A 24,128-nucleotide genomic window follows, 5' to 3' on the forward strand; every position below is an offset into this window, starting at 1 on the left:
GCTCTTGAATGATCCTGCGCCCCCCGAGATCTACACTCCGACGCTCGTCGGCAGCGTCTGATGTGTCTAAGAGACAGCCTCCGGGCGCCCTACACGGGGTCCAGATCCGCCACGGGCTCCGGCACGGTCCTGGCCGGCAGGGTCTCCGGGAGGAGCGCGAAGCAGCCCAGGCTGACGAGAGCGACCAGGGTCAGATACGCGGCGACGCCCCAGGGCGGCCCTGAGCCACCCCCCTCGGAGAGGGCGGTGGCGACCAGCGGGGTGAGGGCGCCGCCGAGCACGCCGGCGAGGTTGTAGCCGACGGCGGCGCCGGTGCAGCGGACCCGGGGCTCGTACAGCTCCGGCAGATACGCGGCGACCACCGCGAACATGGTGATGAAGGCGAGCAGCGCGCCCAGGAAGCCGAGGAACATCAGGAACGGCCGCGCCGTGTGCAGCAGGGCCACCAGCGGGAACATCCAGAGCGCGGAGGCCGCGCACCCCGCGAGACAGAGCGGGCGGCGGCCCCAGCGGTCGGCCAGCAGGGCCACGAAGGGGGTGGCCGCACCCTTGATCGCCACCGCCGCCATGACGCAGGTCAGCATCACGGTGCTGCTCACCCCGAGGTGCTCGGTGCCGTACGCCAGGGCCCAGGTGGAGACCGTGTAGAAGGTGGCGTATCCGACCGCGAGCGCCCCGGCCGTCAGCAGGACGAGCCGCCAGTGGTCGCGGGCGACCTCGGCCAGCGGGGCGCCGGAGCGCTTCCCGGACGCCGACAGCTCCTCGAACTGCGGGGTCTCGGCGAGGGAGGAGCGCAGCAGCAGCCCCACCGCCGCGAGCAGGCCCGCCGCCCAGAACGGCACCCGCCAGCCCCAGGAGCGGAACTCCGCGTCGCTCAGGCCCGCCGAGAGCGCCAGCATCACCCCGTTCGCCAGGAGGAAGCCGATCGCCGGGCCGATCTGCGGGAAGCTCGACCAGAGCGCCCGCCGGTGCGCGGGGGCGTGCTCGGCGGTGAGCAGGACGGCCCCGCCCCACTCGCCGCCGAGGCCGAGGCCCTGGAGGAAGCGCAGGACGAGCAGCAGGACGGGGGCGGCGATGCCGAGCGTCGCGTACGTGGGGACGCAGCCGACCGCGACCGTGGCGCAGCCGGTCAGCAGCAGCGAGGCGAAGAGCACCGGGCGCCGGCCGTACCGGTCGCCGACATGGCCGAAGAGGACCGAGCCGAGCGGACGGGCCACGAAACCGACGGCGAAGGTGCCGAAGGCCGCCAGCGTCCCGGCGAGCGGGGAGAAGGTCGGGAAGAAGAGCGGCCCCAGGACGAGGGCGGCGGCGGTCCCGTAGACGAAGAAGTCGAAGAACTCGATGGCGGTGCCGACGAGCGAGGCGGCGGCGAGCCGCCCCATCGACGGCGCGGCCGGGGGAGCGGGCCGCGACGGAGAGTGACTGAGGCGCATGTGGCGCCAACTACCCGGCGAGCGTCCCGGTTACGGGGGCGTGCGGGAGCACGCCGCTGATCGGCCGCGCGCTCCGGGTTTCACCAGCCGCGCTCGCGCCACGCTCCGAGGGAGGGGCGCTCGTCACCGAGCGTGGTGTCCTTGCCGTGGCCCGGGTAGACCCAGGACTCGTCGGGGAGGGCCTCGAACAGCTTGGTCTCCACGTCGTGGAGGAGGCTCGCGAAGGCCTCCGGGTCCTTGCGGGTGTTGCCCAGGCCCCCGGGGAAGAGGCAGTCGCCGGTGAAGACGTGGGGATGGCCGTGCGGGTCGTCGTAGATCAGGGCGATGGAGCCGGGGGTGTGCCCGACCAGGTGGCGCGCGGTCAGCTCCACCCGCCCGACCCGGATCGTGTCGCCGTCCTCGACGGGGACGTCGGTCGCGACCGGGATGCCCTCCGCGTCGTACTCGCCCGCGTAGGTCACGGCGCCGGTCGCGGCGACCACCGCGGCCAGGGCCTGCCAGTGGTCGCCGTGCCGGTGGGTGGTGACGACGGACGCGATGCCGTCGTCACCGATCAGCGTGAGGAGCGTGTCGGCGTCGTTGGCCGCGTCGATCAGCAGCTGCTCACCGGTGGCCCGGCAGCGCAGCAGATACGCGTTGTTGTCCATCGGGCCGACCGCGACCTTCGAGATCATCAGATCCGACAGCTCGTGCACGTCCGCAGGGCCGCCGACCTTCACCACTCCGCTGTACGTCATGGCCTCAGCCTATCTCCGGGTGTCGTGAGCGGTCCGCTACAGGGCGGGGAGCTCCGGGACGCCGTCGCCGGAGAGCACGACCAGGTGGGCGCCCTTGTCGCCGCGGCCGGCCAGCCAGCCGAGCAGCTCCGCGCCGGTGCCGGCGAGGACGACCGGCGTGCCCTCCGTGCCACCGGTGCGCCGGCTCGGGGCGTCCTCGCCGTGGCCGAGGCGGAGCGTCACCGGCGGTACGTCGGGGCGCCCGGACCAGCGGTCGGCCAGGAAGTCGATCTCCCGGGTGACGAACTCCTCCGGCAGGTCCTCCAGCTCGTAGCCGAGGTCGAGGTCGACGTGGTGGAGTTCCACCTCCACCCAGCGGCGGAAGGGGACGCGGGAGGCGCTGTCCGTGACGCCGTTGCGGAGCTCGACCCTCCGGCTCCAGTCGGCGGGCTCGGCGCCCACGGCCCGGAAGCGGTCGGCGGTCTCGCGCAGGTCGGCGAGGTGGACGGCCGGCGGCCGGCCGGCGTCCCGCTCGATGTCGAGGTCCCGGGTCGTGGCGTCGGGGTACATGGGGCGGCCCCGGAGGACGTTCACCAGGGCGTCGGCGTTACGGGCGACGTGGGCGAGCACATGGCCCCGGGTCCAGCCGGGCAGCCGTGACGGTCCTGCGACCGCCGCGTTGTCCAGGGAGGCGGCCGATGTCAGCAGCCTTTCGGTCGCTTCGCGGACGTGAGCGAGGTCGCGTTCGTGGTCGATCATGCCGCAGACCCTAGTGCCCGCAGGGGCCGCCGCCACTCGTTCGGGTGAAGTGGTCTCCGAGCGGCCGGAAATCGAATGTGCGTGCTATAAGCTCGCGGGAAGCATCCGGCATCCTTGAGGTGTTGGGTGTTCAGGCACATCCGCTCTCTGAAGAAAGGTGCGGACCGGCGTGGCCGACCGTCTCATCGTCCGTGGCGCTCGTGAGCACAACCTCAAGAACGTCTCGCTCGACCTCCCGCGTGACTCCCTGATCGTCTTCACCGGGCTCTCGGGATCGGGCAAGTCCTCCCTCGCGTTCGACACGATCTTCGCCGAGGGGCAGCGCCGCTACGTCGAGTCGCTCTCCTCCTACGCCCGGCAGTTCCTCGGCCAGATGGACAAGCCGGACGTCGACTTCATCGAAGGTCTGTCGCCCGCCGTCTCCATCGACCAGAAGTCGACCTCGCGCAACCCGCGCTCGACGGTCGGCACCATCACCGAGGTCTACGACTACCTCCGTCTGCTCTTCGCCCGCATCGGCAAGCCACACTGTCCCGAGTGCCGGCGGCCGATCTCCCGCCAGTCGCCGCAGGCCATCGTCGACAAGGTCCTCGAGCTGCCCGAGGGCAGCCGCTTCCAGGTGCTCTCCCCGCTCGTGCGCGAGCGCAAGGGCGAGTTCGTCGACCTCTTCGCCGACCTCCAGACCAAGGGCTACAGCCGCGCCCGGGTCGACGGCGTGACCGTGCAGCTGAGCGAACCGCCGACGCTGAAGAAGCAGGAGAAGCACACGATCGAGGTGGTCGTCGACCGCCTCACCGTGAAGGACAGCGCCAAGCGCCGTCTCACCGACTCCGTCGAGACCGCCCTCGGACTCTCCGGCGGCATGGTCGTCCTCGACTTCGTCGACCTCCCGGAGGACGACCCCGAGCGCGAGCGGATGTACTCGGAGCACCTCTACTGCCCGTACGACGACCTGTCCTTCGAGGAGCTGGAGCCGCGCTCCTTCTCCTTCAACTCGCCCTTCGGCGCCTGCCCCGACTGCACCGGCATCGGCACCCGCATGGAGGTCGACCCCGAGCTGATCGTTCCCGACGAGGACAAGTCGCTCGACGAGGGGGCCATCCACCCCTGGTCGCACGGCCACACCAAGGAGTACTTCGGCCGACTCATCGGCGGTCTGTCGCAGGCCCTCGGCTTCAGTACGGACATGCCGTACGCGGGGCTGCCGCAGCGCGCCAAGAAGGCCCTGATGTACGGCCACAAGACCCAGGTCGAGGTCCGCTACCGCAACCGGTACGGACGCGAGCGGGCGTACACCACCCCGGCCTTCGAGGGCGCCGTCTCCTTCGTCAAGCGGCGCCACAGCGAGGCGGAGAGCGACTCCAGCCGCGAGCGCTTCGAGGGCTATATGCGCGAGGTGCCCTGCCCCACCTGTGAGGGCACCCGCCTGAAGCCGATCGTGCTCGCGGTCACGGTGATGGACAAGTCCATCGCCGAGGTCTCCGCGATGTCGATCAGCGACTGCGCCGAGTTCCTCGGCCGGCTGACGCTCAACGCGCGGGACAAGAAGATCGCCGAGCGGGTCCTCAAGGAGGTCAACGAGCGGCTGCGCTTCCTCGTCGACGTCGGCCTCGACTACCTCTCGCTCAACCGGGCCGCGGGCACCCTGTCCGGCGGCGAGGCCCAGCGCATCCGGCTCGCCACCCAGATCGGCTCCGGCCTGGTCGGCGTGCTCTATGTGCTCGACGAGCCGTCCATCGGCCTCCACCAGCGCGACAACCACCGGCTCATCGAGACCCTCGTACGCCTCCGCGACATGGGCAACACGCTCATCGTCGTCGAGCACGACGAGGACACCATCAAGGTCGCCGACTGGGTCGTCGACATCGGCCCCGGCGCCGGCGAGCATGGCGGCAAGGTCGTCCACTCCGGCACCTTGAAGGAGCTCCTCTCCAACGAGGAGTCGATCACCGGGCAGTACCTGTCCGGCCGCCGGGCGATCCCCACCCCGGCGATCCGCCGCCCGGTGGACCCCGGGCGCCGGCTCACCGTGCACGGGGCCCGCGAGAACAACCTGCGGGACATCGACGTCTCCTTCCCGCTCGGCGTCCTCACCGCCGTCACCGGCGTCTCCGGCTCCGGCAAGTCGACACTGGTCAACGACATCCTCTACACCCACCTGGCGCGCGAGCTGAACGGTGCCAAGTCGGTGCCCGGACGGCACACGCGGGTGGACGGCGACGACCTCGTCGACAAGGTCGTGCACGTCGACCAGTCCCCGATCGGCCGCACCCCGCGGTCGAACCCGGCGACGTACACCGGCGTCTTCGACCACGTCCGCAAGCTCTTCGCCGAGACGATGGAGGCCAAGGTCCGGGGCTACCTGCCCGGCCGGTTCTCCTTCAACGTCAAGGGCGGCCGCTGCGAGAACTGCTCCGGCGACGGCACGATCAAGATCGAGATGAACTTCCTCCCGGACGTCTACGTCCCGTGCGAGGTCTGCCACGGCGACCGGTACAACCGGGAGACCCTGGAGGTCCACTACAAGGGCAAGTCCATCGCCGAAGTCCTGAACATGCCGATCGAGGAGGCCCTCGACTTCTTCGAGGCCGTCCCGACCATCGCCCGCCACCTGCGCACGCTGAACGAGGTCGGCCTCGGCTACGTCCGGCTGGGCCAGTCGGCGCCGACGCTCTCCGGCGGTGAGGCCCAGCGCGTCAAGCTCGCCTCCGAGCTCCAGAAGCGCTCGACGGGCCGCACGGTCTACGTCCTGGACGAGCCGACCACCGGTCTGCACTTCGAGGACATCTCGAAGCTGATCACGGTCCTGTCCGGTCTTGTCGACAAGGGCAACTCGGTGATCGTCATCGAGCACAACCTCGATGTCATCAAGACCGCCGACTGGCTCATCGACATGGGCCCCGAGGGCGGCAGCGGCGGCGGAATCGTCGTCGCCGAGGGCACGCCCGAGGAGGTCGCCTCGGTTCCGGCGAGCCACACGGGCAAGTTCCTCCGCGAGATCCTCGGCGCGGACCGGATCAGCGACGCCGGAGGGACCGTACCGGCGGCCCGCGGGGCGAAGAGGACGGCGGCGAAGAAGGCTCCGGCCAAGAAGGCCCCGGCCAAGAAGGCGACCGCCGCCAAGGTCGCCGCTCCGGCGAAGAAGACGGCCGCGAAGGCGACCACGGCGACGGCCGCCGCCAAGAAGGCGACGACCCGGGCCCCCAAGGCCTGATGTGCGAGGCGGGGCCCCACCCCCGGGGCCCCGCCTCCCCGCCGGTATCGTCGGTTCGGTCACGCTTGCCCCGATCCACCGTGGAGCGCTCATGTCCGGCCAGTCCAGCCGCCGCACCGTACTGAAAGGCGCCGCCCTCGCCGGTGCCGCCGGGCTGGGAGTCGCCGCCTGCTCCACCGAGTCCAAGCTCGGCCACGCCGAGGTCCCGACCCCGACCGCCCCGGTCGCCCTCGGCGCCCCGGACGAGATCCCGGTCGGCGGCGCCAAGCTCTACCGCGAGCAGCGGGTCCTGGTGAGCTGCCCGGCCAAGGGCCAGTACAAGGCGTTCAGCGCCCAGTGCACCCACGCCGGCTGCGTCCTCGACAAGATCGAGGACAACGAGGGCAACTGCCCCTGCCACGGCAGCCGCTTCGACGTGACGACCGGCAAGGCGCTCAAGGGCCCGGCCACCGTGCCGCTCCCCGAGGTCCCCGTCCGCGTCGAGAACGGCCGACTGGTCGCGGGCCCCGAGGCCTGAGACAGAGCGCGCCCGGCATCCTGCCGCCGCGCACCGGGCTCCTACCGCCGCGCGCCCGGCGTCCTGCCCCCGCGCACGGGCTCCTGCCCCCGCGAGCCCGGCCTGATCGACAAGGCACCCCCTAGGTCCAGTCCCAGTCGATCCCCAGGATCCCCGGGCGCACCCCCTGCTCCACGGTGTGCACCGTGCGGTGCACACCGCTCAGGGTCAGTTCCGCCCGGCCCCCGCGCGGTGCGCCCGTCGAGGCCTGCGCGAACCTCCGGCACCGCACCGGGAGCGCCGCCTCGTCGAAGCGCACCTGCAGCACGTACTGCCCGCCCGCGAAGCTGAACCCGCGCACGTACTCCCCGCTCGGACCCGCCGTACCGTCCTCGAAGCCGTACGAGAAGAGGTACGTGTCCCCGGCCCGCAGCCGCGCGTCGAAGAGCAGCTCCGCGATCAGCACCCCCGTCGCCGCGTGCCACCGCACCCGACCGGTCCGGCAGTTCTCCACCGCCCTCACCGCCACCCGCGACGGGTCGCAGCCCGGATCCCCGTGGTGGATGGCCACATAGCGGTCCACGCCGTCCCGGTGCGCCCGCACCACGTGCTGCGACTCGCGCCCCACCAGCTCACGCCCCGCCCCGATCCGCACCCGCTCGTGGTGCCCCACCGTGTGCAGACCGCCGTCCGTCGGCGACTCGAGCTCCGCGAGGAGCTCCTCGACCGAGCCGGAGGCCTCCACCAGCGAGCGGTACGAACGGGCCGCCGGACGCTCCACGTCGGACCGCGCCGCCGCGTCCCCCGTGAGCAGCCGCAGCAGCGAGTTCCCCGGCAGCTGGAGCACCTCCTCCAGGGCGCGCACGGCCTTCAGCGACTCCGGCCGCTGCGGACGGCGGGCGCCCTGCTGCCAGTAGCTGAGACTCGTCACCCCGACCTTGACGCCCCGGTGCGCGAGATGGTGCTGGACCCGCTGGAGCGGCAGCCCGCGGACGGCGAGCGCGGTGCGCAGCGCCAGATGGAAGGGGCCGGTGTGCAGCAACTGCGCCAGATCGGCCTCGGTGTGGCTCACGAGGACTCCTCAGTGAACGTTCACGACGGGGATGCGGACCGTCGCGCCGCGCGGGGTGGGCGGGCAGGTGGGCCGTGGGCGTCGGTTCACACCCGGGTCACACCGTTCACAGTCCGATGTCACCCCGCATTGAAGCGTGTTGACCTGATCCGGACAACGGCCGATGCTCCTGACCAGCGTCCGGACGCGCTCCTCCACCCCCACATCCCCCGCTCCAGGGAGGAACGCGATGCGCAGAAGAAAGCTGAACCTCGCGGCACTCGCCGCGGCCGCCCTCTTCCTCGTCCCCACCACCTCGGCCTCCGCCGCCCCCGCCGACGACACCGCCGCCCTCGGCTCCAAGCGGCTGAACATCACCATGCAGGCCCAGCAGAAGACCAACTGGTGCTGGGCGGCGGGTGGCAACACCATCGCCAACTGGTTCGGCCGGAGCTACAGCCAGAACCAGTTCTGCAACGCCGCCTTCAACCGTCAGCAGGGCTACGACTGCCCCAACTGGCAGGCGACCCTCGGCAACGTCCAGACCGGCCTCCGCTGGGCCGGCGTCAACCCCGGCTCGTACGTCGACGGCTGGCTGCGCTACGCGACCGTCCAGACCGAGATCAACGCCGACCGGCCCGTCGAGACCCGCATCCAGTGGTCGAGCGGCGGCGGTCACATGCATGTGATCTACGGCTACGACGACGCGGGCAGCTGGGTCTACTGGGGCGACCCCTGGCCCTCCAGCGACCGCTACAACTGGGCCTCCCACGCCTGGTACGTCGACAACGGCTCCTTCTCCTGGACCCACTCGCTCTACCGGATCGGGGCGTGACGACGATGAACGCACGAGCCATGGGCGCCGGGCTCCTCGCCACCGCGACGCTTCTGCTCCTCGGGGTGCTTCCGGAGGCCGCGGCCGCCGAGGGACCGCCGACCGCGCCGGCCGCGCCGACCCCCGAGCGGGCCGCCTCCGCGCCGGAGACCCTGGACACCCTCGCCCGGTTCTTCGCCCGGGACGGTGCTGTCGCCCGCTCGGCGGCCGCGCCGCGCGTCGAGGGCGCGTCCGTGCCGGTACGGATCCTCTCCCCGGACTTCGTCGCGGGGAAGGCCGGGGCGCCGGTCGCCCGGGTCGAGTTCCGGGCCAGCCGGGCGGTGTCCCCGGACGGACAGAAGGCCTCGCTGTGGACGGTCGAGCGGGCGGGCGGCTGGCAGGTGGTGAACATCGCCACCGGCGACGACGAGATCCGCTACGCGGAACAGGGCGGCCGCCTGCTGCCCGGCGGGCTCGTCTTCCGCGAGCCGCAGATCGACGCGTGGTACGTCCAGAAGGGCGTGAAGGTGCTGCCGCTGGACGAGGACGCGATACGGGCCGTGGGCCGGAACGGGACGAGCCTCGGCGCGTACCGGGATCGGGTGGCCCGCGTGTACGGCGACAAGCTGCCGGGCTCGGCCTACGCGAAGAAGGGAGCGGCGGGGGGTTACGACGTGGCGGCCCCGCCGGCCGAGGAGAAGCGGGCTGGGGCCGGGGCCGGGGCCGGGATGGCGGCGGGGGTGTCGGCGGCGCTCGTGCTCGCCCTGACGGCCACGACAGCGATACGCCGCCGCCGAGACCCCCGGAGAACCTGAGCCCCCTCTCCGGGGGCGCCCGCTCCACCGGGCGCCCCCGGAGAACCTGAGCCCCTCACCGCGGGCGCCCGCTCCGCCGGGCCGGATCCCTGTGCGGCCGCCCCTCGTCACGAGCCTCCGGCCAGCCGGGCCGGGGCCCACCCGCCCCCGCTGGGGGCCCGTGTTCCACCGTGGGCGGTGGCCCCCGTGCCGCCGCCCACCCGCGTGGTGGGCATCTGTTCCGCTGGGTCGGCACCCACCCGCCTCCGCCGGGCCGCCGCCCCTCGTTGTGGGCTCCCGCAAGGGCGGGCAACCCCCGTGCCGCCCCCCGGCCGCCCCGCGTGGTGGGCATCGTTCCGCTGGGGCGGGCCCCACCCGTGCAGCCTCCGCCGCCCCTCGTTGTGGGCATCTGTTCCGCCGGGGCGGCACCCACCCTGGCCGTCCCCCGCCACCCCTCGTTGTGGGCATCTGTTCCGCTGGGGCGGAACGGGTGGGCACAACGGACGGCGCACCCTGCCGGGCCTAGGCTTCCGGGCCTGAACCCGCACCCGGTGTGCGCCGCACTTGCTGGGTGCGGGTCCAGGCACAAGGGGCGAGGCGCCCGCCGAAGGGCGCCGTCCCGTGTGCCCACCCGTCCCGCCCCAGCGGGACGAATGCCCACACGGCGGGGGCGAGGCCCCCAGGCGGCCGGGCGCCGCCCAGCGGACGATCGCCGGCACGGGGGTGGGTGGCGGCGCGGAGGGTTGGCCACGTGGTGGTGGGCGGCGTTCGGGCGGTGGTTCGGCAACCCGCGCGCGCGGTCGGAGTGTCCGTGCCCGACAGTAGGGTGGGGAGCATGGCAGACCCCTCCAGCTACCGCCCCAAGCCGGGTCAGATCCCCGACTCCCCGGGGGTCTACAAGTTCCGCGACGAGCACCGCCGAGTGATCTACGTGGGCAAGGCGAAGTCCCTGCGCCAGCGGCTCGCCAACTACTTCCAGCCGCTCACGAGCCTGCACCCGCGCACGGCCACCATGGTGACCACCGCCGCCTCCGTGGAGTGGACCGTCGTGTCGACCGAGGTCGAGGCGCTCCAGCTGGAGTACTCCTGGATCAAGGAGTACGACCCCCGGTTCAACGTGAAGTACCGGGACGACAAGAGCTACCCGTACCTCGCGGTCACCATGAACGAGGAGTTCCCGCGCGTCCAGGTCATGCGCGGCCACAAGAAGAAGGGCGTGCGCTACTTCGGGCCGTACGCGCACGCGTGGGCGATCCGCGAGACCGTCGACCTCATGCTGCGGGTGTTCCCCGTGCGGACGTGCTCCGCGGGGGTGTTCCGGAACGCCGCCTCGGCCGGCCGCCCCTGCCTCCTCGGCTACATCGGCAAGTGCTCGGCGCCCTGCGTCGGCCGGGTCACCCCCGAGGAGCACCGCGAACTCGCCGAGGAGTTCAGCGACTTCATGGCCGGCCGTACCGGGACGTACATCCGCCGTCTCGAGAAGCAGATGATGCTGGCCGCCGAGGACATGGAGTACGAGAGAGCCGGCCGGCTGCGTGACGACATAGAGGCGCTGCGCCGGGCCATGGAGAAGAGCGCGGTCGTGCTCGCCGACGCCACCGACGCCGACCTGATCGCCCTCGCGGAGGACGAGCTGGAGGCCGCCGTGCAGATCTTCCACGTGCGCGGCGGACGCGTGCGCGGCCAGCGCGGCTGGGTCACCGACAAGGTCGAGGCCGTCGACACCGCCGGCCTCGTCGAGCACGCGATCCAGCAGCTGTACGGCGAGGAGAGCGGCGACACGGTCCCGAAGGAGGTCCTGGTCCCGGCGCTCCCCGAGGACACGGAGGCCGTCACCGCCTGGCTCACCGGCCGCCGCGGGTCCAACGTCTCGCTGAGGATCCCGCAGCGCGGCGACAAGAAGGACCTCATGGCGACCGTCGCGCGCAACGCCCAGCAGGCGCTCGTCCTGCACAAGACGAAGCGCGCAAGCGACCTCACCACCCGCTCCCGGGCCCTGGAGGAGATCGCCGAGGCCCTGGACCTGGACTCGGCGCCGCTGCGGATCGAGTGCTTCGACATCTCGCACCTCCAGGGGGAGGACGTGGTCGCCTCGATGGTGGTCTTCGAGGACGGTCTGCCCCGCAAGAGCGAGTACCGTCGCTTCCAGATCAAGGGCTTCGAGGGCCAGGACGACGTCCGCTCGATGCACGAGGTGATCGGCCGCCGCTTCCGGCGCTATCTGGCCGAGAAGGAGAAGACGGGGGAGTGGGACCCCGAGGGGGTCGTCGAGGACCCGGAGGAGAGCGGACGGCCCAAGCGCTTCGCGTACCCGCCGCAGCTGGTCGTGGTCGACGGCGGGCAGCCGCAGGTCGCGGCGGCCCGGCGTGCCCTGGACGAGCTGGGGATCGACGACATCGCGGTCTGCGGGCTCGCCAAGCGCCTGGAGGAGGTGTGGCTGCCCGGCGACGACGACCCCGTGGTGCTGCCCCGCTCCAGCGAGGGCCTGTACCTCCTTCAGCGGGTACGTGACACGGCTCACGACTTCGCCATCCGCTACCAGCGGTCCAAGCGGACGAAACGCATCCGGACCAGCCCTCTCGACGACGTCCCCGGTCTCGGGGACACCCGGAAACGCGCGTTGATCAAGCACTTCGGCTCGGTGAAGAGGCTCCGGCAGGCGACAATCGAGCAGATCTGCGAGGTTCCCGGCATGGGCCGGAAGACCGCGGAGGCGGTCGCCGTGGCCCTCGCCCGGGCGGCCCCGGCCGCGCCCGCCGTGAACACCGCGACAGGAGAGATCATGGAAGACGACGGGGGCGGCACGGCATGACCGCGCACGAAGAGCAGGACCGGCACGATGAGCAGGACGCGCAAGGCCAGCACGACCGAGAAGACGGAGCAGGACACGTGAGTACGGGCACGAAGGAGACCCCCGGCGACAACGGCGCCGAGGCGGCCATTCCCGAGCTGGTGATCATCTCCGGCATGTCCGGGGCCGGCCGGTCCACCGCGGCGAAGTGTCTGGAGGACCTCGGCTGGTTCGTCGTGGACAATCTGCCGCCCGCGCTGATCCCCACCATGGTGGAGCTCGGCGCCCGCTCCCAGGGCAATGTCGCCCGGATCGCCGTCGTCGTCGACGTCCGCGGCCGGCAGTTCTTCGACAACCTCAGGGAGTCCCTCGCCGACCTGGACGCCAAGCAGGTCACCCGCCGGATCGTCTTCCTGGAGTCGTCCGACGACGCTCTGGTCAGGCGCTTCGAGTCGGTCCGCAGGCCGCACCCGCTCCAGGGCGACGGCCGGATCACCGACGGCATCGCCGCCGAGCGCGACCTGCTGCGCGAGCTGCGCGGCGACGCCGACCTGGTGATCGACACCTCCAGCCTCAACGTCCACGAACTGCGCGCCAAGATGGACGCCCAGTTCGCCGGCGACGAGGAGCCCGAGCTGCGGGCCACCGTCATGTCCTTCGGCTTCAAGTACGGCCTGCCGGTCGACGCCGACCTGGTCGTCGACATGCGCTTCCTGCCCAACCCCCACTGGGTCCCCGAGCTGCGCCCCTTCACCGGCCTCAACGAGGAGGTGTCGAACTACGTCTACAACCAGCCCGGCGCCAAGGAGTTCCTCGACCGCTACACGGAGCTGCTCCAGCTGATCGCCGCGGGCTACCGCCGTGAGGGCAAGCGGTACGTGACCATCGCCGTGGGCTGCACCGGCGGCAAGCACCGCTCCGTGGCCACCGCCGAGCGCCTTGCCGCCCGGATCGCCGCCGAAGGGGTCGAGACCGTCGTCGTGCACCGGGACATGGGGCGCGAGTGAAGCCGTACCGTCGACGTGCCTCCACCCTTTCGGTGCGGCGTACGCTCCGCAGGCGCGGCGCCCAGCCCAAGGTGGTCGCGCTGGGCGGCGGCATGGGGCTCTCGGCCTCCCTCGCCGCCCTCCGCCGGATCACCGGCGACCTCACCGCCGTCGTCACCGTCGCCGACGACGGCGGTTCCAGCGGCCGGCTCCGGGAGGAGCTCGGCGTGCTGCCCCCGGGAGACCTCCGCAAGGCGCTCGCCGCGCTCTGCGGCGACGACGACTGGGGCCAGACCTGGGCCCGGGTCATCCAGCACCGCTTCCAGTCCAAGGGCGAGATCAACGGCCACGCCGTCGGCAACCTGCTGATCGTCGCCCTCTGGGAGCAGCTCGGCGACCCCGTCCAGGCCCTCGACCTGGTGGGCCGGCTGCTCGGCGCCCAGGGCCGGGTGCTGCCCATGTCCGCCGTGCCCCTGGAGCTCCAGGCCCTGGTCAGGGGCCATGATCCGGAGCGACCGGACGACGTGGACACCGTGTGCGGTCAGGCGACCGTGGCGCTCACGCCCGGCGAGGTGCAGTCGGTGCACCTCGTGCCGAACGACCCGCCGGCGGTGCCGGAGGCCGTCGAGGCGGTCCTGGACGCGGACTGGGTGGTCCTCGGCCCCGGCTCCTGGTTCTCCTCCGTGATCCCGCACCTTCTCGTCCCCGAACTGCTCGACGCGCTGGCCGGGACGAAGGCCCGGAAGGTGCTCTCGCTGAACCTCACGCCGCAGCCCGGAGAAACCGAGGGCTTCTCCCCGCAGCGTCATTTGGAGGTTTTGGGACGACACGCCCCTAAACTCGCCCTGGACGTGGTGCTGGCCGACGAGGCCGCCGTGCCCGATCGCGAGTCCCTCTCCGATGCCGCCAAGCGGCTCGGTGCCGCGGTCGAGCTGGCGCCGGTGGCCGGGCCCGACGGCTCCGCGAAGCACGACCCGGAGCTGTTGGCCGCCGCGTACGACCGTATTTTTCGGATGCATGGAAGGATCGGCCCATGGCGATGACGGCAGCGGTGAAGGACGAGATCTCCCGGCTTCCCGTCACCCGGACCTGCTGCAGGAAGGCAGAGGTCTCGTCGATCCTGCGGTTCGCGGGCGGGCTGCACCTGGTGAGCGGCCGCATCGTGATCGAGGCGGAGCTCGACACCGCGATGGCGGCACGCCGCCTCAAGCGGGACATCCTGGAGATCTTCGGGCACAGCTCGGAGCTGATCGTGATGGCCCCCGGCGGGCTGCGGCGCGGTTCGCGTTTCGTGGTGCGGGTGGTGGCAGGAGGCGACCAGCTGGCCCGGCAGACGGGTCTCGTGGACGGCCGGGGCCGCCCCATCCGGGGCCTCCCTCCGCAGGTGGTCTCCGGGGCGACCTGTGACGCGGAGGCGGCCTGGCGGGGTGCGTTCCTCGCGCACGGCTCGCTGACCGAGCCCGGCCGGTCCTCCTCCCTGGAGGTCACCTGCCCGGGTCCCGAGGCGGCGCTCGCCCTGGTCGGGGCGGCGCGCCGGCTCTCCATCGGGGCGAAGGCCCGCGAGGTGCGGGGAGTGGACCGGGTCGTCGTCCGCGACGGCGACGCGATCGGCGCCCTCCTCACCCGGCTCGGCGCGCACGAGTCGGTGCTCGCCTGGGAGGAGCGGCGGATGCGGCGCGAGGTCCGCGCCACCGCCAACCGCCTGGCCAACTTCGACGACGCCAACCTGCGCCGCTCGGCCCGCGCCGCGGTCGCCGCCGGGGCCCGGGTGCAGCGCGCCCTGGAGATCCTCGGCGAGGAGGTGCCCGAGCACCTCGCGGCGGCCGGCCGGCTCCGCATGGAGCACAAGCAGGCCTCCCTCGAGGAGCTGGGCGCGCTCGCCGACCCGCCGCTGACGAAGGACGCGGTGGCCGGCCGGATCCGCCGGCTGCTCGCCATGGCCGACAAGCGGGCGCAGGACCTGGGGATTCCGGGGACCGAGTCCAACCTGACCGAGGAGCTCGACGACAGCCTCGTCGGCTGACCGGATCCGTACCGGACCCGCCGCCGCACGGAACATCGAACTCCGGGCTGCCGGTGCCTTTCTGAGGCACCGGCAGCTTTTTCGTACGCCCCGCGAGGCACCCTTGACAGGCCCATGAGCGCCCATGAGCCTGGCGTCTGTTCACCTTCGTGGCATACGACAACAAGGGGGGCTCATGAGACGCAGAGCGAGATCGATCCTCGCCGCGGCTTCACTGCTGATCGCGGGAGTGGCGGCGGCACCCGTCGCCGGAGCGCAGCCGAACGACCGGGACGGCGGTGACGCCCTCTCCGTATGGCGGGCCGAGGTCACCAAGGAGCAGGTACCGCTGCTCCTGGAGGCCGGTGCCGACGCCCACGAGATGACCGAGCAGGTGCCCGACAAGGGCTCCGCGACGGTGGAGCTCTTCCTCACCGGCCGGCAGGCCGGGCAGCTGCGCGGCCAGGGCGTCGAGCTCGCCGAGCACACCCTGACCGCCCAGGCCGAGAAGCGGGTGGCCGCCGCGGGGGACGGCGTCTTCCGGCCGTACGGGGGCCCGAACGGTCTCAAGCAGGAGATCCTGGACACCGCCCGGGCCAACCCCGGGATCACCAAGGTCGTCTCCATCGGCAAGACCCTGAAGGGCCAGGACATCCTCGCCCTCAAGGTCAGCAAGGGTGCCCAGCGCGTCAAGGACGGCTCGAAGCCCGCCACCCTCTACATGTCCAACCAGCACGCGCGCGAGTGGATCACCCCGGAGATGACCCGGCGGCTGCTCCACCACTACCTCGACGGATACGGCAAGGACGAGCGGATCACCCGGATCGTCGACTCCACCGAGCTGTGGTTCGTGCTCTCCGCCAACCCGGACGGCTACGACCACACGCACGCCGACCCCGAGAACCGCCAGTGGCGCAAGAACCTGCGGGACAACGACGGCGACGGGAAGATCGCCCCCGGCGACGGCGTCGACCTCAACCGCAACTTCGCCTACAAGTGGGGCTACGACAACGAGGGCTCGTCGCCCGACCCGGCCGACGAGACCTTCCGCGGCGCGGGGCCCATGTCGGAGCCCGAGACCAAGGCCCTCGACGCCTTCCAGAAGCGCATCGGCTTCGCGTACGGCATCAACTACCACTCGGCCGCCCAGCTCATCCTCTACGGCGTCGGCTGGCAGGTCGCCACCGACACCCCCGACGACGTGGCCCTCAAGGCCCTCGCCGGCACCCCGCAGAACCCGGCCGTGCCCGGCTACCGGCCGCAGGTCTCCTCGGAGCTGTACATCACCAACGGCGAGGCGGACGGACACGCCGCCAACGTCAACGGGACGCAGATGTTCACCCCGGAGATGTCGACCTGCGCCACCGCCTCCCGGGTCGACCCGAACGACGCCTGGAACCCCGCCGACTGCGCGTCCGTCTTCACCTTCCCGGACGACGAGAAGCTGATCCAGGCCGAGTTCGCGAAGAACATCCCCTTCGCGCTCGCCGTCGCCGAGACCGCCGCCCACCCGGACCGGCCCGTCTCCCCGGTCGGCATCGACGCCCCCGACTTCACGCCGAAGACCTTCACCACCTCCTACGCCCGGGGCGAGGAGCAGGAGGTCGCCGTCACCGCCCGCAAGTCCCTGCGCGGCAAGACCCTGAAGTACCGGATCAACGGCGGCCGCACCCACAGCGAGGAGCTCGACGCCTGGAAGGGCGGCGAGACCTTCGGCGGCGAGGATAACCTCTACTTCGACGAGTACCGCGCCGAGGTCGAGGACGCACGGCCCGGCGACTCCGTCGAGGTCTGGTTCACCGCCCGCACCCGCGAGGGCCGGGCCACCGCCTCCGCGCCCTTCACCTACCGGGTGGCCGAGCGCCCCCGCGGCGACGTGCTCGTCCTCGCGGAGGAGGGCGGCACCACCGCAGCCCGGCACACCGCCGCCTACGTGAAGGCGCTCGCCGACAACAAGCGCGGGGCCGCCGTCTGGGACGTCGCCACCCAGGGCACGCCCGACGCCCTCGGCGTGCTCTCCCACTTCCGTACGGTCGTCTGGTACACCGGCGCTGAGCGGCCCTCCGGCACCACTCAGCTCGCCGTCCGCGCCTACCTCAACGAGGGCGGCAAGCTGATCAACGCGGGCGAGAAGTCCGGCGGCCTCACCCGGATCGGCCGGGCCGAGTCCAACGACTTCGCCCAGTACTACCTCGGCGCCTACCACCGCGCAGGCCTGGGGAACCCGCCCGCCTTCGCCGGCACCGGCGCCTTCGCGGGCATCGGCGCGGGCCTCGGCGACGCCGCCGACAACCCTCTCGACAACGCGGGCGCGTACACCGTCACCTCGGACACGCTGAGGCGGGAGCAGTTCCCGCAGTTCGCGAGCAGCGCCTCCGCCGGTGACTACCCCGGCGTCCGCACCCCCTTCGAGCCCGCCGAAGGCGCGTCCTTCGCGGCCGTCAAGCACGCCGACAACACCTGGGCCCGGCTCAGCAGGACCGTCGACCTCACCGGCGTCGCGGCCGGCGCCGCCCCGCGCCTGGACTTCCAGGTCAGCTACGACACCGAGCCCGGTTACGACAACCTCGTCGTCGAGGCCCACACCGTCGGCCAGGACGACTGGACGACCCTGCCCGACACCAACGGCGGCACCTCCGCCGAGCCCCCCGCCGACTGCGGCGAGGGCTTCTACGTCCGCGACCACCCCTTCCTCGCCCACTACCTCACCGTCGGCGAGGACGGCTGCACGCCCGCCGGCACCACCGGCTCCTGGAACGCCTTCACCGGCCCCTCCAACGGCTGGCGGCAGGCCTCCGTCGACCTGAGCGCCTGGGCGGGCAAGCAGGTCGAGCTGTCGATCTCGTACGTCTCCGACCCCGGCACCGGAGAGATGGGCGCCTTCGTCGACGACACCCGCCTCGTCACCGGCACCACCACCGAGGCGGAGGGCTTCGAGACCGCCCTCGGCGCGTGGACCGTTCCGGGCGCCCCGGCCGGCAGCCCCGGGAACGGCGCTGACTGGACCCGCTCCGGAGCGCTCTTCCACTCCCAGGCCGCGGTCACCACGCGTGACACCGTCCTCCTGGGCTACGGCCTCGAGCACGTGCCCGCCGCCACCGAGCGGGCACGACTCGTCGGCCGGGCCCTCGGGGCACTCCGGCACTGACGGAGAGTAGTCGGGACAAAGGTCCCACGACGGCCCGTACCCGTTGGTAGGTACGGGCCGTCGGCCATTTCCGCTCACTTTCCGGGCACGCTCGGATGCGGCCGATGTCACTCCGGGGCGCCTGTAGGGGTAGGGTCGTAAGCGGTCGGGGACATCCCAAAAAACAAAAATCTCGCCGGCGTCGAGCACACCGGCGTACCTAACGAGGAGATCGGTTCGTGACGATCCGCGTAGGCATCAACGGCTTTGGCCGCATCGGCCGGAACTACTTCCGCGCGCTCCTTGAGCAGGGTGCTGACATCGAGATCGTGGCTGTCAACGACCTGGGCGACACCGCGACCACGGCCCACCTGCTGAAGTACGACACCATCCTGGGCCGTCTCAAGGCCGAGGTCACCCACACCGCCGACACCATCACGGTCGACGGCCACACCATCAAGGTGCTCTCCGAGCGCAACCCGGCCGACATCCCCTGGGGTGAGCTGGGCGTCGACATCGTCATCGAGTCGACCGGCATCTTCACCAAGAAGGCCGACGCCGAGAAGCACATCGCCGGTGGCGCCAAGAAGGTCCTCATCTCGGCTCCGGCCTCCGGCGAGGACATCACCATCGTCATGGGTGTCAACCAGGACAAGTACGAGCCGGCGCAGCACCACGTCATCTCGAACGCGTCCTGCACCACCAACTGTGTCGCACCGATGGCCAAGGTCCTCGACGAGAACTTCGGCATCGTCAAGGGCCTGATGACCACGGTCCACGCGTACACCAACGACCAGCGCATCCTGGACTTCCCGCACAAGGACCTGCGCCGCGCCCGCGCCGCCGCGGAGAACATCATCCCGACCACGACGGGCGCCGCCAAGGCCACCGCCCTGGTCCTCCCGCAGCTCAAGGGCAAGCTGGACGGCATCGCCATGCGCGTCCCGGTCCCGACCGGTTCCGCCACCGACCTGGTCGTCACGCTCGACCGCGAGGTGACCAAGGACGAGGTCAACGCCGCGTTCAAGAAGGCCGCCGAGGACGGCGACCTCAAGGGCGTCCTGGTCTACACCGAGGACCCGATCGTCTCCTCCGACATCGTCGGCGACCCGGCGTCCTGCACCTTCGACGCCTCCCTGACCATGATCCAGGAGGGCAGCACGGTCAAGATCCTCGGCTGGTACGACAACGAGTGGGGTTACTCCAACCGTCTCGTCGACCTCACCGTCTTCGTCGGCGGCCAGCTCTAAGCTTCAGGGCGGGCTTTCGATGTGAGCAGGGCTCGGGCAGCGCAACGCCGCGCTGTGCGAGCCCTGTTTGTGTGCTCCACCGCGTACCAAGGAGTCAGTTAACAGATGAAGACGATCGACGAGCTTCTCCACGAGGGCGTCGAAGGCAAGCGCGTGTTCGTCCGCGCCGACCTCAACGTGCCGCTCGACGGCACCACCATCACCGACGACGGCCGCATCCGCGCCGTCGTCCCCACGGTCAAGGCGCTCGCCGACGCGGGCGCCCGTGTCGTGGTCGCCTCGCACCTGGGCCGCCCCAAGGGCGCCCCGGACCCGGCGTTCTCGCTCGCCCCGGCCGCCGCGCGGCTCGGCGAGCTCCTCGGCGCCGAGGTGGCCTTCGCGACGGACACGGTCGGCGACTCCGCCACCGCCACCGTCGCGGGCCTCTCCGACGGCCAGGTCGCCGTGATCGAGAACCTGCGCTTCAACGCCGGTGAGACCTCGAAGGACGACGCCGAGCGCGGCGCGTTCGCGGACCGGCTGGCCGCCCTCGCCGACGTCTACGTCGGCGACGGCTTCGGCGCCGTCCACCGCAAGCACGCCTCGGTCTTCGACCTCCCGGCGCGCCTCCCGCACGCCGCCGGCTACCTCATCGCCACCGAGGTCGGCGTCCTGAGGAAGCTCACGGACGACGTCCAGCGGCCCTACGTGGTCGCGCTCGGCGGCGCCAAGGTCTCCGACAAGCTCGGCGTGATCGACCACCTCCTGGAGAAGGCCGACCGCATCCTCATCGGCGGCGGCATGGCGTACACCTTCCTCAAGGCCCAGGGCCACGAGGTCGGCATCTCGCTGCTCCAGGAGGACCAGATCCCGGCGGTCAAGGACTACCTGAAGCGCGCCGAGGAGCGCGGCGTGGAGTTCGTGCTCCCCGTCGACGTGCTGGTCTCGGCGGAGTTCCCCGACCTGAAGACAAAGGCACCGGCCCACCCGACCACGGTCGCCGCGGACGCCATCCCGGCGGACGAGGAGGGCCTGGACATCGGTCCCGAGACCCGTAAGCTCTACGCCTCGAAGGTCGCCGACGCCGGCACCGTTTTCTGGAACGGTCCGATGGGCGTCTTCGAGCACCCCGACTACGCCGAGGGCACCAAGGCCGTCGCCCAGGCGCTCGTCGACTCCCCGGCCTTCACGGTGGTCGGTGGTGGCGACTCCGCCGCCGCGGTCCGCATCCTGGGCTTCGACGAGAAGGCATTCGGCCACATTTCGACCGGCGGCGGCGCCTCCCTCGAATACCTCGAGGGCAAGACGCTTCCCGGCCTCGCCGCACTGGAGGACTGACCTTTTCATGAGCACTCGCACCCCGCTGATGGCGGGCAACTGGAAGATGAACCTCAACCACCTCGAGGCCATCGCCCACGTCCAGAAGCTCGCCTTCGCCCTGACCGACAAGGACTACGACGCCTGTGAGGTCGCGGTCCTGGTCCCCTTCACCGACCTGCGGTCCGTGCAGACCCTGATCGACGGCGACAAGCTGAAGATCAAGTACGGCGCCCAGGACATCTCGGCGCACGAGTCCGGTGCCTACACCGGCGAGATCTCGGGCCTGATGCTGTCCAAGCTGAAGTGCGCCTACGTCGCCGTCGGCCACTCCGAGCGCCGCCAGTACCACGCCGAGAACGACGAGGTCTGCAACGCCAAGGTGAAGGCCGCCTTCAAGCACGGCGTGACCCCGATCCTCTGCGTCGGCGAGGGCCTGGACGTCCGCAAGGCCGGACAGCAGGTCGAGTACACCCTCGCCCAGCTCGACGGCGGCCTGAAGGACGTCCCCGCCGAGCAGGCCGAGACCATCGTGATCGCGTACGAGCCGGTGTGGGCCATCGGCACCGGCGAGGTCGCCACCCCCGAGGACGCGCAGGAGGTCTGCGGCGCGATCCGCGGCCGTCTCGCCGAGCTGTACTCGCAGGAGCTTGCCGACAAGGTCCGCATCCAGTACGGCGGCTCGGTCAAGTCCGGCAACGTCGCCGCGATCATGGCGCAGCCGGACGTCGACGGCGCCCTGGTGGGCGGCGCGGCGCTGGACGCCGACGAGTTCGTCAAGATCGTGCGCTTCCGCGACCAGTGAGTATGCGGTAGCGCATATACGTCGTACCCTAGCGGGGGTCGGGCAGGTGCCCGGCCCCCGTCCGTATAAGTCCGAGGAAGTTGGTCCAGCCGTGGTTATGGGGTTCTCGATCGCCCTGCTCGTCTTCAGCGGCCTGCTGATGCTGCTCGTGCTGATGCACAAGGGGAAGGGCGGCGGCCTCTCCGACATGTTCGGCGGCGGCATGCAGTCCTCCGTCGGCGGCTCCTCGGTCGCCGAGCGCAACCTGGACCGGATCACCGTCGTGGTCGGTCTGCTCTGGTTCGCCTGCATTGTGGTACTTGGTCTGCTGATGAAGTTGGACGGGTAACTCCGAACACTGGACGCGCGTTGGGCCTTACGTAGACTGGGGCATCTTCGAGCACCATCACGCAGGGAGTTACGACCGTGGCAAGTGGCAACGCGATCCGGGGAAGCCGGGTCGGAGCGGGGCCGATGGGCGAGGCCGAGCGGGGCGAATCGGCGCCGCGCGCCCGCATCTCCTTCTGGTGCTCGAACGGGCACGAGACGCAGCCGAGCTTCGCCAGCGACGCGGCGGTCCCGGAGACCTGGGACTGCCCCCGCTGCGGCTTCCCAGCAGGTCAGGACCGGGACAACCCGCCGGACCCGCCGCGCACGGAGCCGTACAAGACCCATCTCGCCTATGTGCGTGAGCGGCGCAGCGACGCGGACGGCGAGGCGATCCTCGCCGAGGCGCTGGCCAAGCTGCGCGGCGAGATCTGAACGTGGTGTGACGATGTGACGAACGGGCCTTGCCCGCGAACCCGGTTCGCGGACAAGGCCCGTTCGCCGTTCCCGTCCTCGTCTCCGTCCCGGCCGCTCGCCGTCGCCTCATCCGCCCCTCTGATCAATTAGGTTGGAGAAGCAGCGGGGCAGACAAGCAGTACGAGAAGAAGTGGGCGATGTCCGAGATGAACAACGAAGGCCGCACCAGGCTCAACCGGCTGCCCGAGTGGGCGGCCCTCGGCAAGCACCGTGAGCAGCTGGGCGACACCCATCTGCGCGACCTGTTCGCCGCCGACCCCGAGCGGGGCACCGGCCACACCCTGCGCGTCGGCGACCTCTACCTGGACTACTCCAAGCACCTCGTCACCGACGAGACGCTGACCCTGCTGCGCGAACTGGCCGCCGCCACCGGCGTCGCCGAGCTGCGCGACGCCATGTTCCGCGGCGAGAAGATCAACACCACCGAGGACCGGGCCGTCCTCCACACCGCGCTGCGGGCCCCCCGCGACGCGGTGATCGAGGTCGACGGCGAGAACGTCGTCCCCGGAGTCCACGCCGTCCTCGACAAGATGGCCGCCTTCGCCGACACGGTCCGCGCGGGTGAGTGGACCGGCCACACCGGCAAGCCGGTCAAGAACATCGTCAACATCGGCATCGGCGGCTCCGACCTCGGCCCCGCCATGGCCTACGAGGTCCTCCGCTCCTACACCCAGCGGGACCTGACGTTCCGTTTCGTCTCCAACGTCGACGGCGCCGACCTCCACGAGGCCGTCCGCGACCTCGACCCCGCCGAGACGCTGTTCATCGTCGCCTCGAAGACCTTCACCACCATCGAGACGATCACCAACGCCACCTCCGCCCGCGACTGGCTCCTCACCGGCCTCCGGGCCGGCCAGGAGGCCGTCGCCAAGCACTTCGTGGCCCTCTCGACCAACGCCGAGAAGGTCGAGGAGTTCGGCATCGACACCACGAACATGTTCGAGTTCTGGGACTGGGTCGGCGGCCGCTACTCCTACGACTCCGCCATCGGCCTCTCCCTGATGATCGCCGTCGGACCGGAGCGCTTCCGCGAGATGCTCGACGGCTTCCACCTCGTCGACGAGCACTTCCGCACCGCCCCGCCCGAGGAGAACGCGCCGCTCCTTCTCGGCCTCCTCGGCGTCTGGTACGGCGCGTTCTTCGACGCCCAGTCGCACGCCGTCCTGCCGTACTCCCACTACCTGTCCAAGTTCACCGCCTACCTCCAGCAGCTCGACATGGAGTCCAACGGCAAGTCGGTGGACCGCGAGGGCAAGCCGGTCGACTGGCAGACCGGCCCCGTCGTCTGGGGCACCCCGGGCACCAACGGGCAGCACGCGTACTACCAGTTGATCCACCAGGGCACCAAGGTCATCCCGGCCGACTTCATCGGCTTCGCCCGGCCCGTCGCCGACCTGCTGCCCGGCCTCGTCGCCCAGCACGACCTGCTCATGGCCAACTTCTTCGCCCAGACCCAGGCGCTCGCCTTCGGCAAGACGCCCGAGGAGGTACGGGCCGAGGGCGTCCCGGAGGAGCTCGTCCCGCACAAGACCTTCCGGGGGAACCACCCCACCACCACGATCCTCGCCGAGAAGCTCACCCCCTCCGTCCTCGGCCAGCTGATCGCGCTCTACGAGCACAAGGTCTTCGTCCAGGGCGCCGTGTGGAACATCGACTCCTTCGACCAGTGGGGCGTCGAGCTCGGCAAGGTCCTCGCCAAGCGGATCGAGCCGGTCCTGACGGACGGCGAGGGCGTCGGGGGCACGGGGCAGCTCGACAGCTCCACCGCCGGTCTCGTGACCGCCTACCGCTCGCTGCGCGGACGGTAGAAG

Annotated in this window: 19 protein-coding genes; 15 read left to right on the top strand and 4 right to left on the bottom strand. The window is 71.3% G+C overall.

Annotation, left to right across the window (positions count from 1 at the left end):
• Nucleotides 1-89 precede the first annotated feature (89 nt).
• The 3 genes from ACFVYX_RS28395 to ACFVYX_RS28405 all read right to left on the bottom strand — a co-directional run bounded on the left by ACFVYX_RS28395 (nt 90) and on the right by ACFVYX_RS28405 (nt 2,908).
• Nucleotides 90-1,382: an MFS transporter gene (locus tag ACFVYX_RS28395; RefSeq protein WP_389684468.1), complete on the bottom strand. Its 1,293-nt coding sequence runs from the start codon at nt 1,380-1,382 to the stop codon at nt 90-92.
• Between the two features lie 131 nt (nt 1,383-1,513).
• Nucleotides 1,514-2,170: an MBL fold metallo-hydrolase gene (locus ACFVYX_RS28400; RefSeq protein WP_389684342.1), complete on the bottom strand. Its 657-nt coding sequence runs from the start codon at nt 2,168-2,170 to the stop codon at nt 1,514-1,516.
• A gap of 36 nt (nt 2,171-2,206) precedes the next feature.
• On the bottom strand, nt 2,207-2,908 hold the full coding sequence (locus ACFVYX_RS28405) for a maleylpyruvate isomerase family mycothiol-dependent enzyme (protein ID WP_389684343.1): 702 nt from the start codon (nt 2,906-2,908) through the stop codon (nt 2,207-2,209).
• 169 nt (nt 2,909-3,077) lie between these two features.
• Between ACFVYX_RS28405 and uvrA the strand changes: the two genes are divergently transcribed.
• Together uvrA and ACFVYX_RS28415 are read left to right on the top strand one after the other, a co-directional pair.
• Nucleotides 3,078-6,122, top strand: coding sequence for an excinuclease ABC subunit UvrA (gene uvrA / locus ACFVYX_RS28410; protein WP_389684344.1), 3,045 nt, complete (start codon nt 3,078-3,080; stop codon nt 6,120-6,122).
• A gap of 91 nt (nt 6,123-6,213) precedes the next feature.
• Nucleotides 6,214-6,639, top strand: a complete 426-nt coding sequence (locus tag ACFVYX_RS28415; protein ID WP_389684345.1) for a Rieske (2Fe-2S) protein — start codon at nt 6,214-6,216, stop codon at nt 6,637-6,639.
• A gap of 121 nt (nt 6,640-6,760) precedes the next feature.
• On the opposite strand, the gene ACFVYX_RS28420 is transcribed toward ACFVYX_RS28415, so the two are convergent.
• Nucleotides 6,761-7,690, bottom strand: a complete 930-nt coding sequence (locus ACFVYX_RS28420) for a hypothetical protein (protein WP_389684346.1) — start codon at nt 7,688-7,690, stop codon at nt 6,761-6,763.
• 229 nt (nt 7,691-7,919) lie between these two features.
• On the opposite strand from ACFVYX_RS28420, the gene ACFVYX_RS28425 reads away from it, so the two are divergent.
• From ACFVYX_RS28425 to pgi, 13 genes are all read left to right on the top strand, one after another.
• Entirely contained in the window at nt 7,920-8,504 is a 585-nt protein-coding gene (locus ACFVYX_RS28425) for a papain-like cysteine protease family protein (protein ID WP_389684347.1), read from the top strand.
• Between the two features lie 5 nt (nt 8,505-8,509).
• Entirely contained in the window at nt 8,510-9,298 is a 789-nt protein-coding gene (locus ACFVYX_RS28430; protein ID WP_389684469.1) for a hypothetical protein, read from the top strand.
• Between the two features lie 814 nt (nt 9,299-10,112).
• Entirely contained in the window at nt 10,113-12,089 is a 1,977-nt protein-coding gene (gene uvrC, locus ACFVYX_RS28435; protein WP_389684348.1) for an excinuclease ABC subunit UvrC, read from the top strand.
• Nucleotides 12,086-13,075, top strand: coding sequence for an RNase adapter RapZ (gene rapZ, locus ACFVYX_RS28440; protein ID WP_389684349.1), 990 nt, complete (start codon nt 12,086-12,088; stop codon nt 13,073-13,075). The genes uvrC and rapZ overlap by 4 nt, the downstream gene beginning before the upstream one ends.
• Nucleotides 13,072-14,097, top strand: a complete 1,026-nt coding sequence (gene yvcK, locus ACFVYX_RS28445) for a uridine diphosphate-N-acetylglucosamine-binding protein YvcK (protein WP_389684350.1) — start codon at nt 13,072-13,074, stop codon at nt 14,095-14,097. The genes rapZ and yvcK overlap by 4 nt, the downstream gene beginning before the upstream one ends.
• A complete protein-coding gene (gene whiA / locus ACFVYX_RS28450) occupies nt 14,088-15,077 on the top strand; it encodes a DNA-binding protein WhiA (RefSeq protein WP_073806627.1) in 990 nt (329 codons plus the stop codon). The genes yvcK and whiA overlap by 10 nt, the downstream gene beginning before the upstream one ends.
• 175 nt (nt 15,078-15,252) lie before the next feature.
• Nucleotides 15,253-18,204: a M14 family zinc carboxypeptidase gene (locus ACFVYX_RS28455; protein WP_389684351.1), complete on the top strand. Its 2,952-nt coding sequence runs from the start codon at nt 15,253-15,255 to the stop codon at nt 18,202-18,204.
• 218 nt (nt 18,205-18,422) lie between these two features.
• Nucleotides 18,423-19,433 carry a type I glyceraldehyde-3-phosphate dehydrogenase gene (gap, locus tag ACFVYX_RS28460; RefSeq protein WP_389684352.1) on the top strand — a complete coding sequence of 337 codons (1,011 nt, stop codon included), beginning with the start codon at nt 18,423-18,425 and terminating at the stop codon, nt 19,431-19,433.
• A 105-nt stretch (nt 19,434-19,538) separates the two neighbouring features.
• On the top strand, nt 19,539-20,750 hold the full coding sequence (locus ACFVYX_RS28465; protein ID WP_389684353.1) for a phosphoglycerate kinase: 1,212 nt from the start codon (nt 19,539-19,541) through the stop codon (nt 20,748-20,750).
• Nucleotides 20,751-20,757: 7 nt separating this feature from the next.
• Nucleotides 20,758-21,534, top strand: a complete 777-nt coding sequence (tpiA, locus tag ACFVYX_RS28470; protein WP_389684354.1) for a triose-phosphate isomerase — start codon at nt 20,758-20,760, stop codon at nt 21,532-21,534.
• A gap of 97 nt (nt 21,535-21,631) precedes the next feature.
• Nucleotides 21,632-21,862: a preprotein translocase subunit SecG gene (gene secG, locus ACFVYX_RS28475; RefSeq protein ID WP_024758014.1), complete on the top strand. Its 231-nt coding sequence runs from the start codon at nt 21,632-21,634 to the stop codon at nt 21,860-21,862.
• 77 nt (nt 21,863-21,939) lie between these two features.
• Nucleotides 21,940-22,275, top strand: coding sequence for an RNA polymerase-binding protein RbpA (locus ACFVYX_RS28480; protein WP_189505794.1), 336 nt, complete (start codon nt 21,940-21,942; stop codon nt 22,273-22,275).
• A 188-nt stretch (nt 22,276-22,463) separates the two neighbouring features.
• Complete coding sequence (gene pgi, locus ACFVYX_RS28485; protein WP_389684470.1) at nt 22,464-24,125, top strand: glucose-6-phosphate isomerase; 1,662 nt, start codon at nt 22,464-22,466, stop codon at nt 24,123-24,125.
• The last annotated feature ends 3 nt before the right edge of the window (nt 24,126-24,128 follow it).

The sequence above is a fragment of the Streptomyces sp. NPDC058326 genome, from assembly GCF_042879855.1.
GTDB lineage: Bacteria > Actinomycetota > Actinomycetes > Streptomycetales > Streptomycetaceae > Streptomyces.

Excerpts from the sequence above, each read along its gene's own strand:
- ACFVYX_RS28415 (WP_389684345.1), top strand. The coding sequence starts at position 6,214 with ATGTCCGGCCAGTCCAGCCGCCGCACCGTACTGAAAGGCGCCGCCCTC.
- ACFVYX_RS28455 (WP_389684351.1), top strand. The coding sequence starts at position 15,253 with ATGAGACGCAGAGCGAGATCGATCCTCGCCGCGGCTTCACTGCTGATC.
- tpiA (WP_389684354.1), top strand. The coding sequence starts at position 20,758 with ATGAGCACTCGCACCCCGCTGATGGCGGGCAACTGGAAGATGAACCTC.
- ACFVYX_RS28400 (WP_389684342.1), bottom strand. The coding sequence starts at position 2,170 with ATGACGTACAGCGGAGTGGTGAAGGTCGGCGGCCCTGCGGACGTGCAC.
- ACFVYX_RS28425 (WP_389684347.1), top strand. The coding sequence starts at position 7,920 with ATGCGCAGAAGAAAGCTGAACCTCGCGGCACTCGCCGCGGCCGCCCTC.
- pgi (WP_389684470.1), top strand. The coding sequence starts at position 22,464 with ATGAACAACGAAGGCCGCACCAGGCTCAACCGGCTGCCCGAGTGGGCG.
- ACFVYX_RS28405 (WP_389684343.1), bottom strand. The coding sequence starts at position 2,908 with ATGATCGACCACGAACGCGACCTCGCTCACGTCCGCGAAGCGACCGAA.
- ACFVYX_RS28395 (WP_389684468.1), bottom strand. The coding sequence starts at position 1,382 with ATGGGGCGGCTCGCCGCCGCCTCGCTCGTCGGCACCGCCATCGAGTTC.
- ACFVYX_RS28465 (WP_389684353.1), top strand. The coding sequence starts at position 19,539 with ATGAAGACGATCGACGAGCTTCTCCACGAGGGCGTCGAAGGCAAGCGC.
- uvrC (WP_389684348.1), top strand. The coding sequence starts at position 10,113 with ATGGCAGACCCCTCCAGCTACCGCCCCAAGCCGGGTCAGATCCCCGAC.
- rapZ (WP_389684349.1), top strand. The coding sequence starts at position 12,086 with ATGACCGCGCACGAAGAGCAGGACCGGCACGATGAGCAGGACGCGCAA.
- secG (WP_024758014.1), top strand. The coding sequence starts at position 21,632 with ATGGGGTTCTCGATCGCCCTGCTCGTCTTCAGCGGCCTGCTGATGCTG.
- whiA (WP_073806627.1), top strand. The coding sequence starts at position 14,088 with ATGGCGATGACGGCAGCGGTGAAGGACGAGATCTCCCGGCTTCCCGTC.
- ACFVYX_RS28430 (WP_389684469.1), top strand. The coding sequence starts at position 8,510 with ATGAACGCACGAGCCATGGGCGCCGGGCTCCTCGCCACCGCGACGCTT.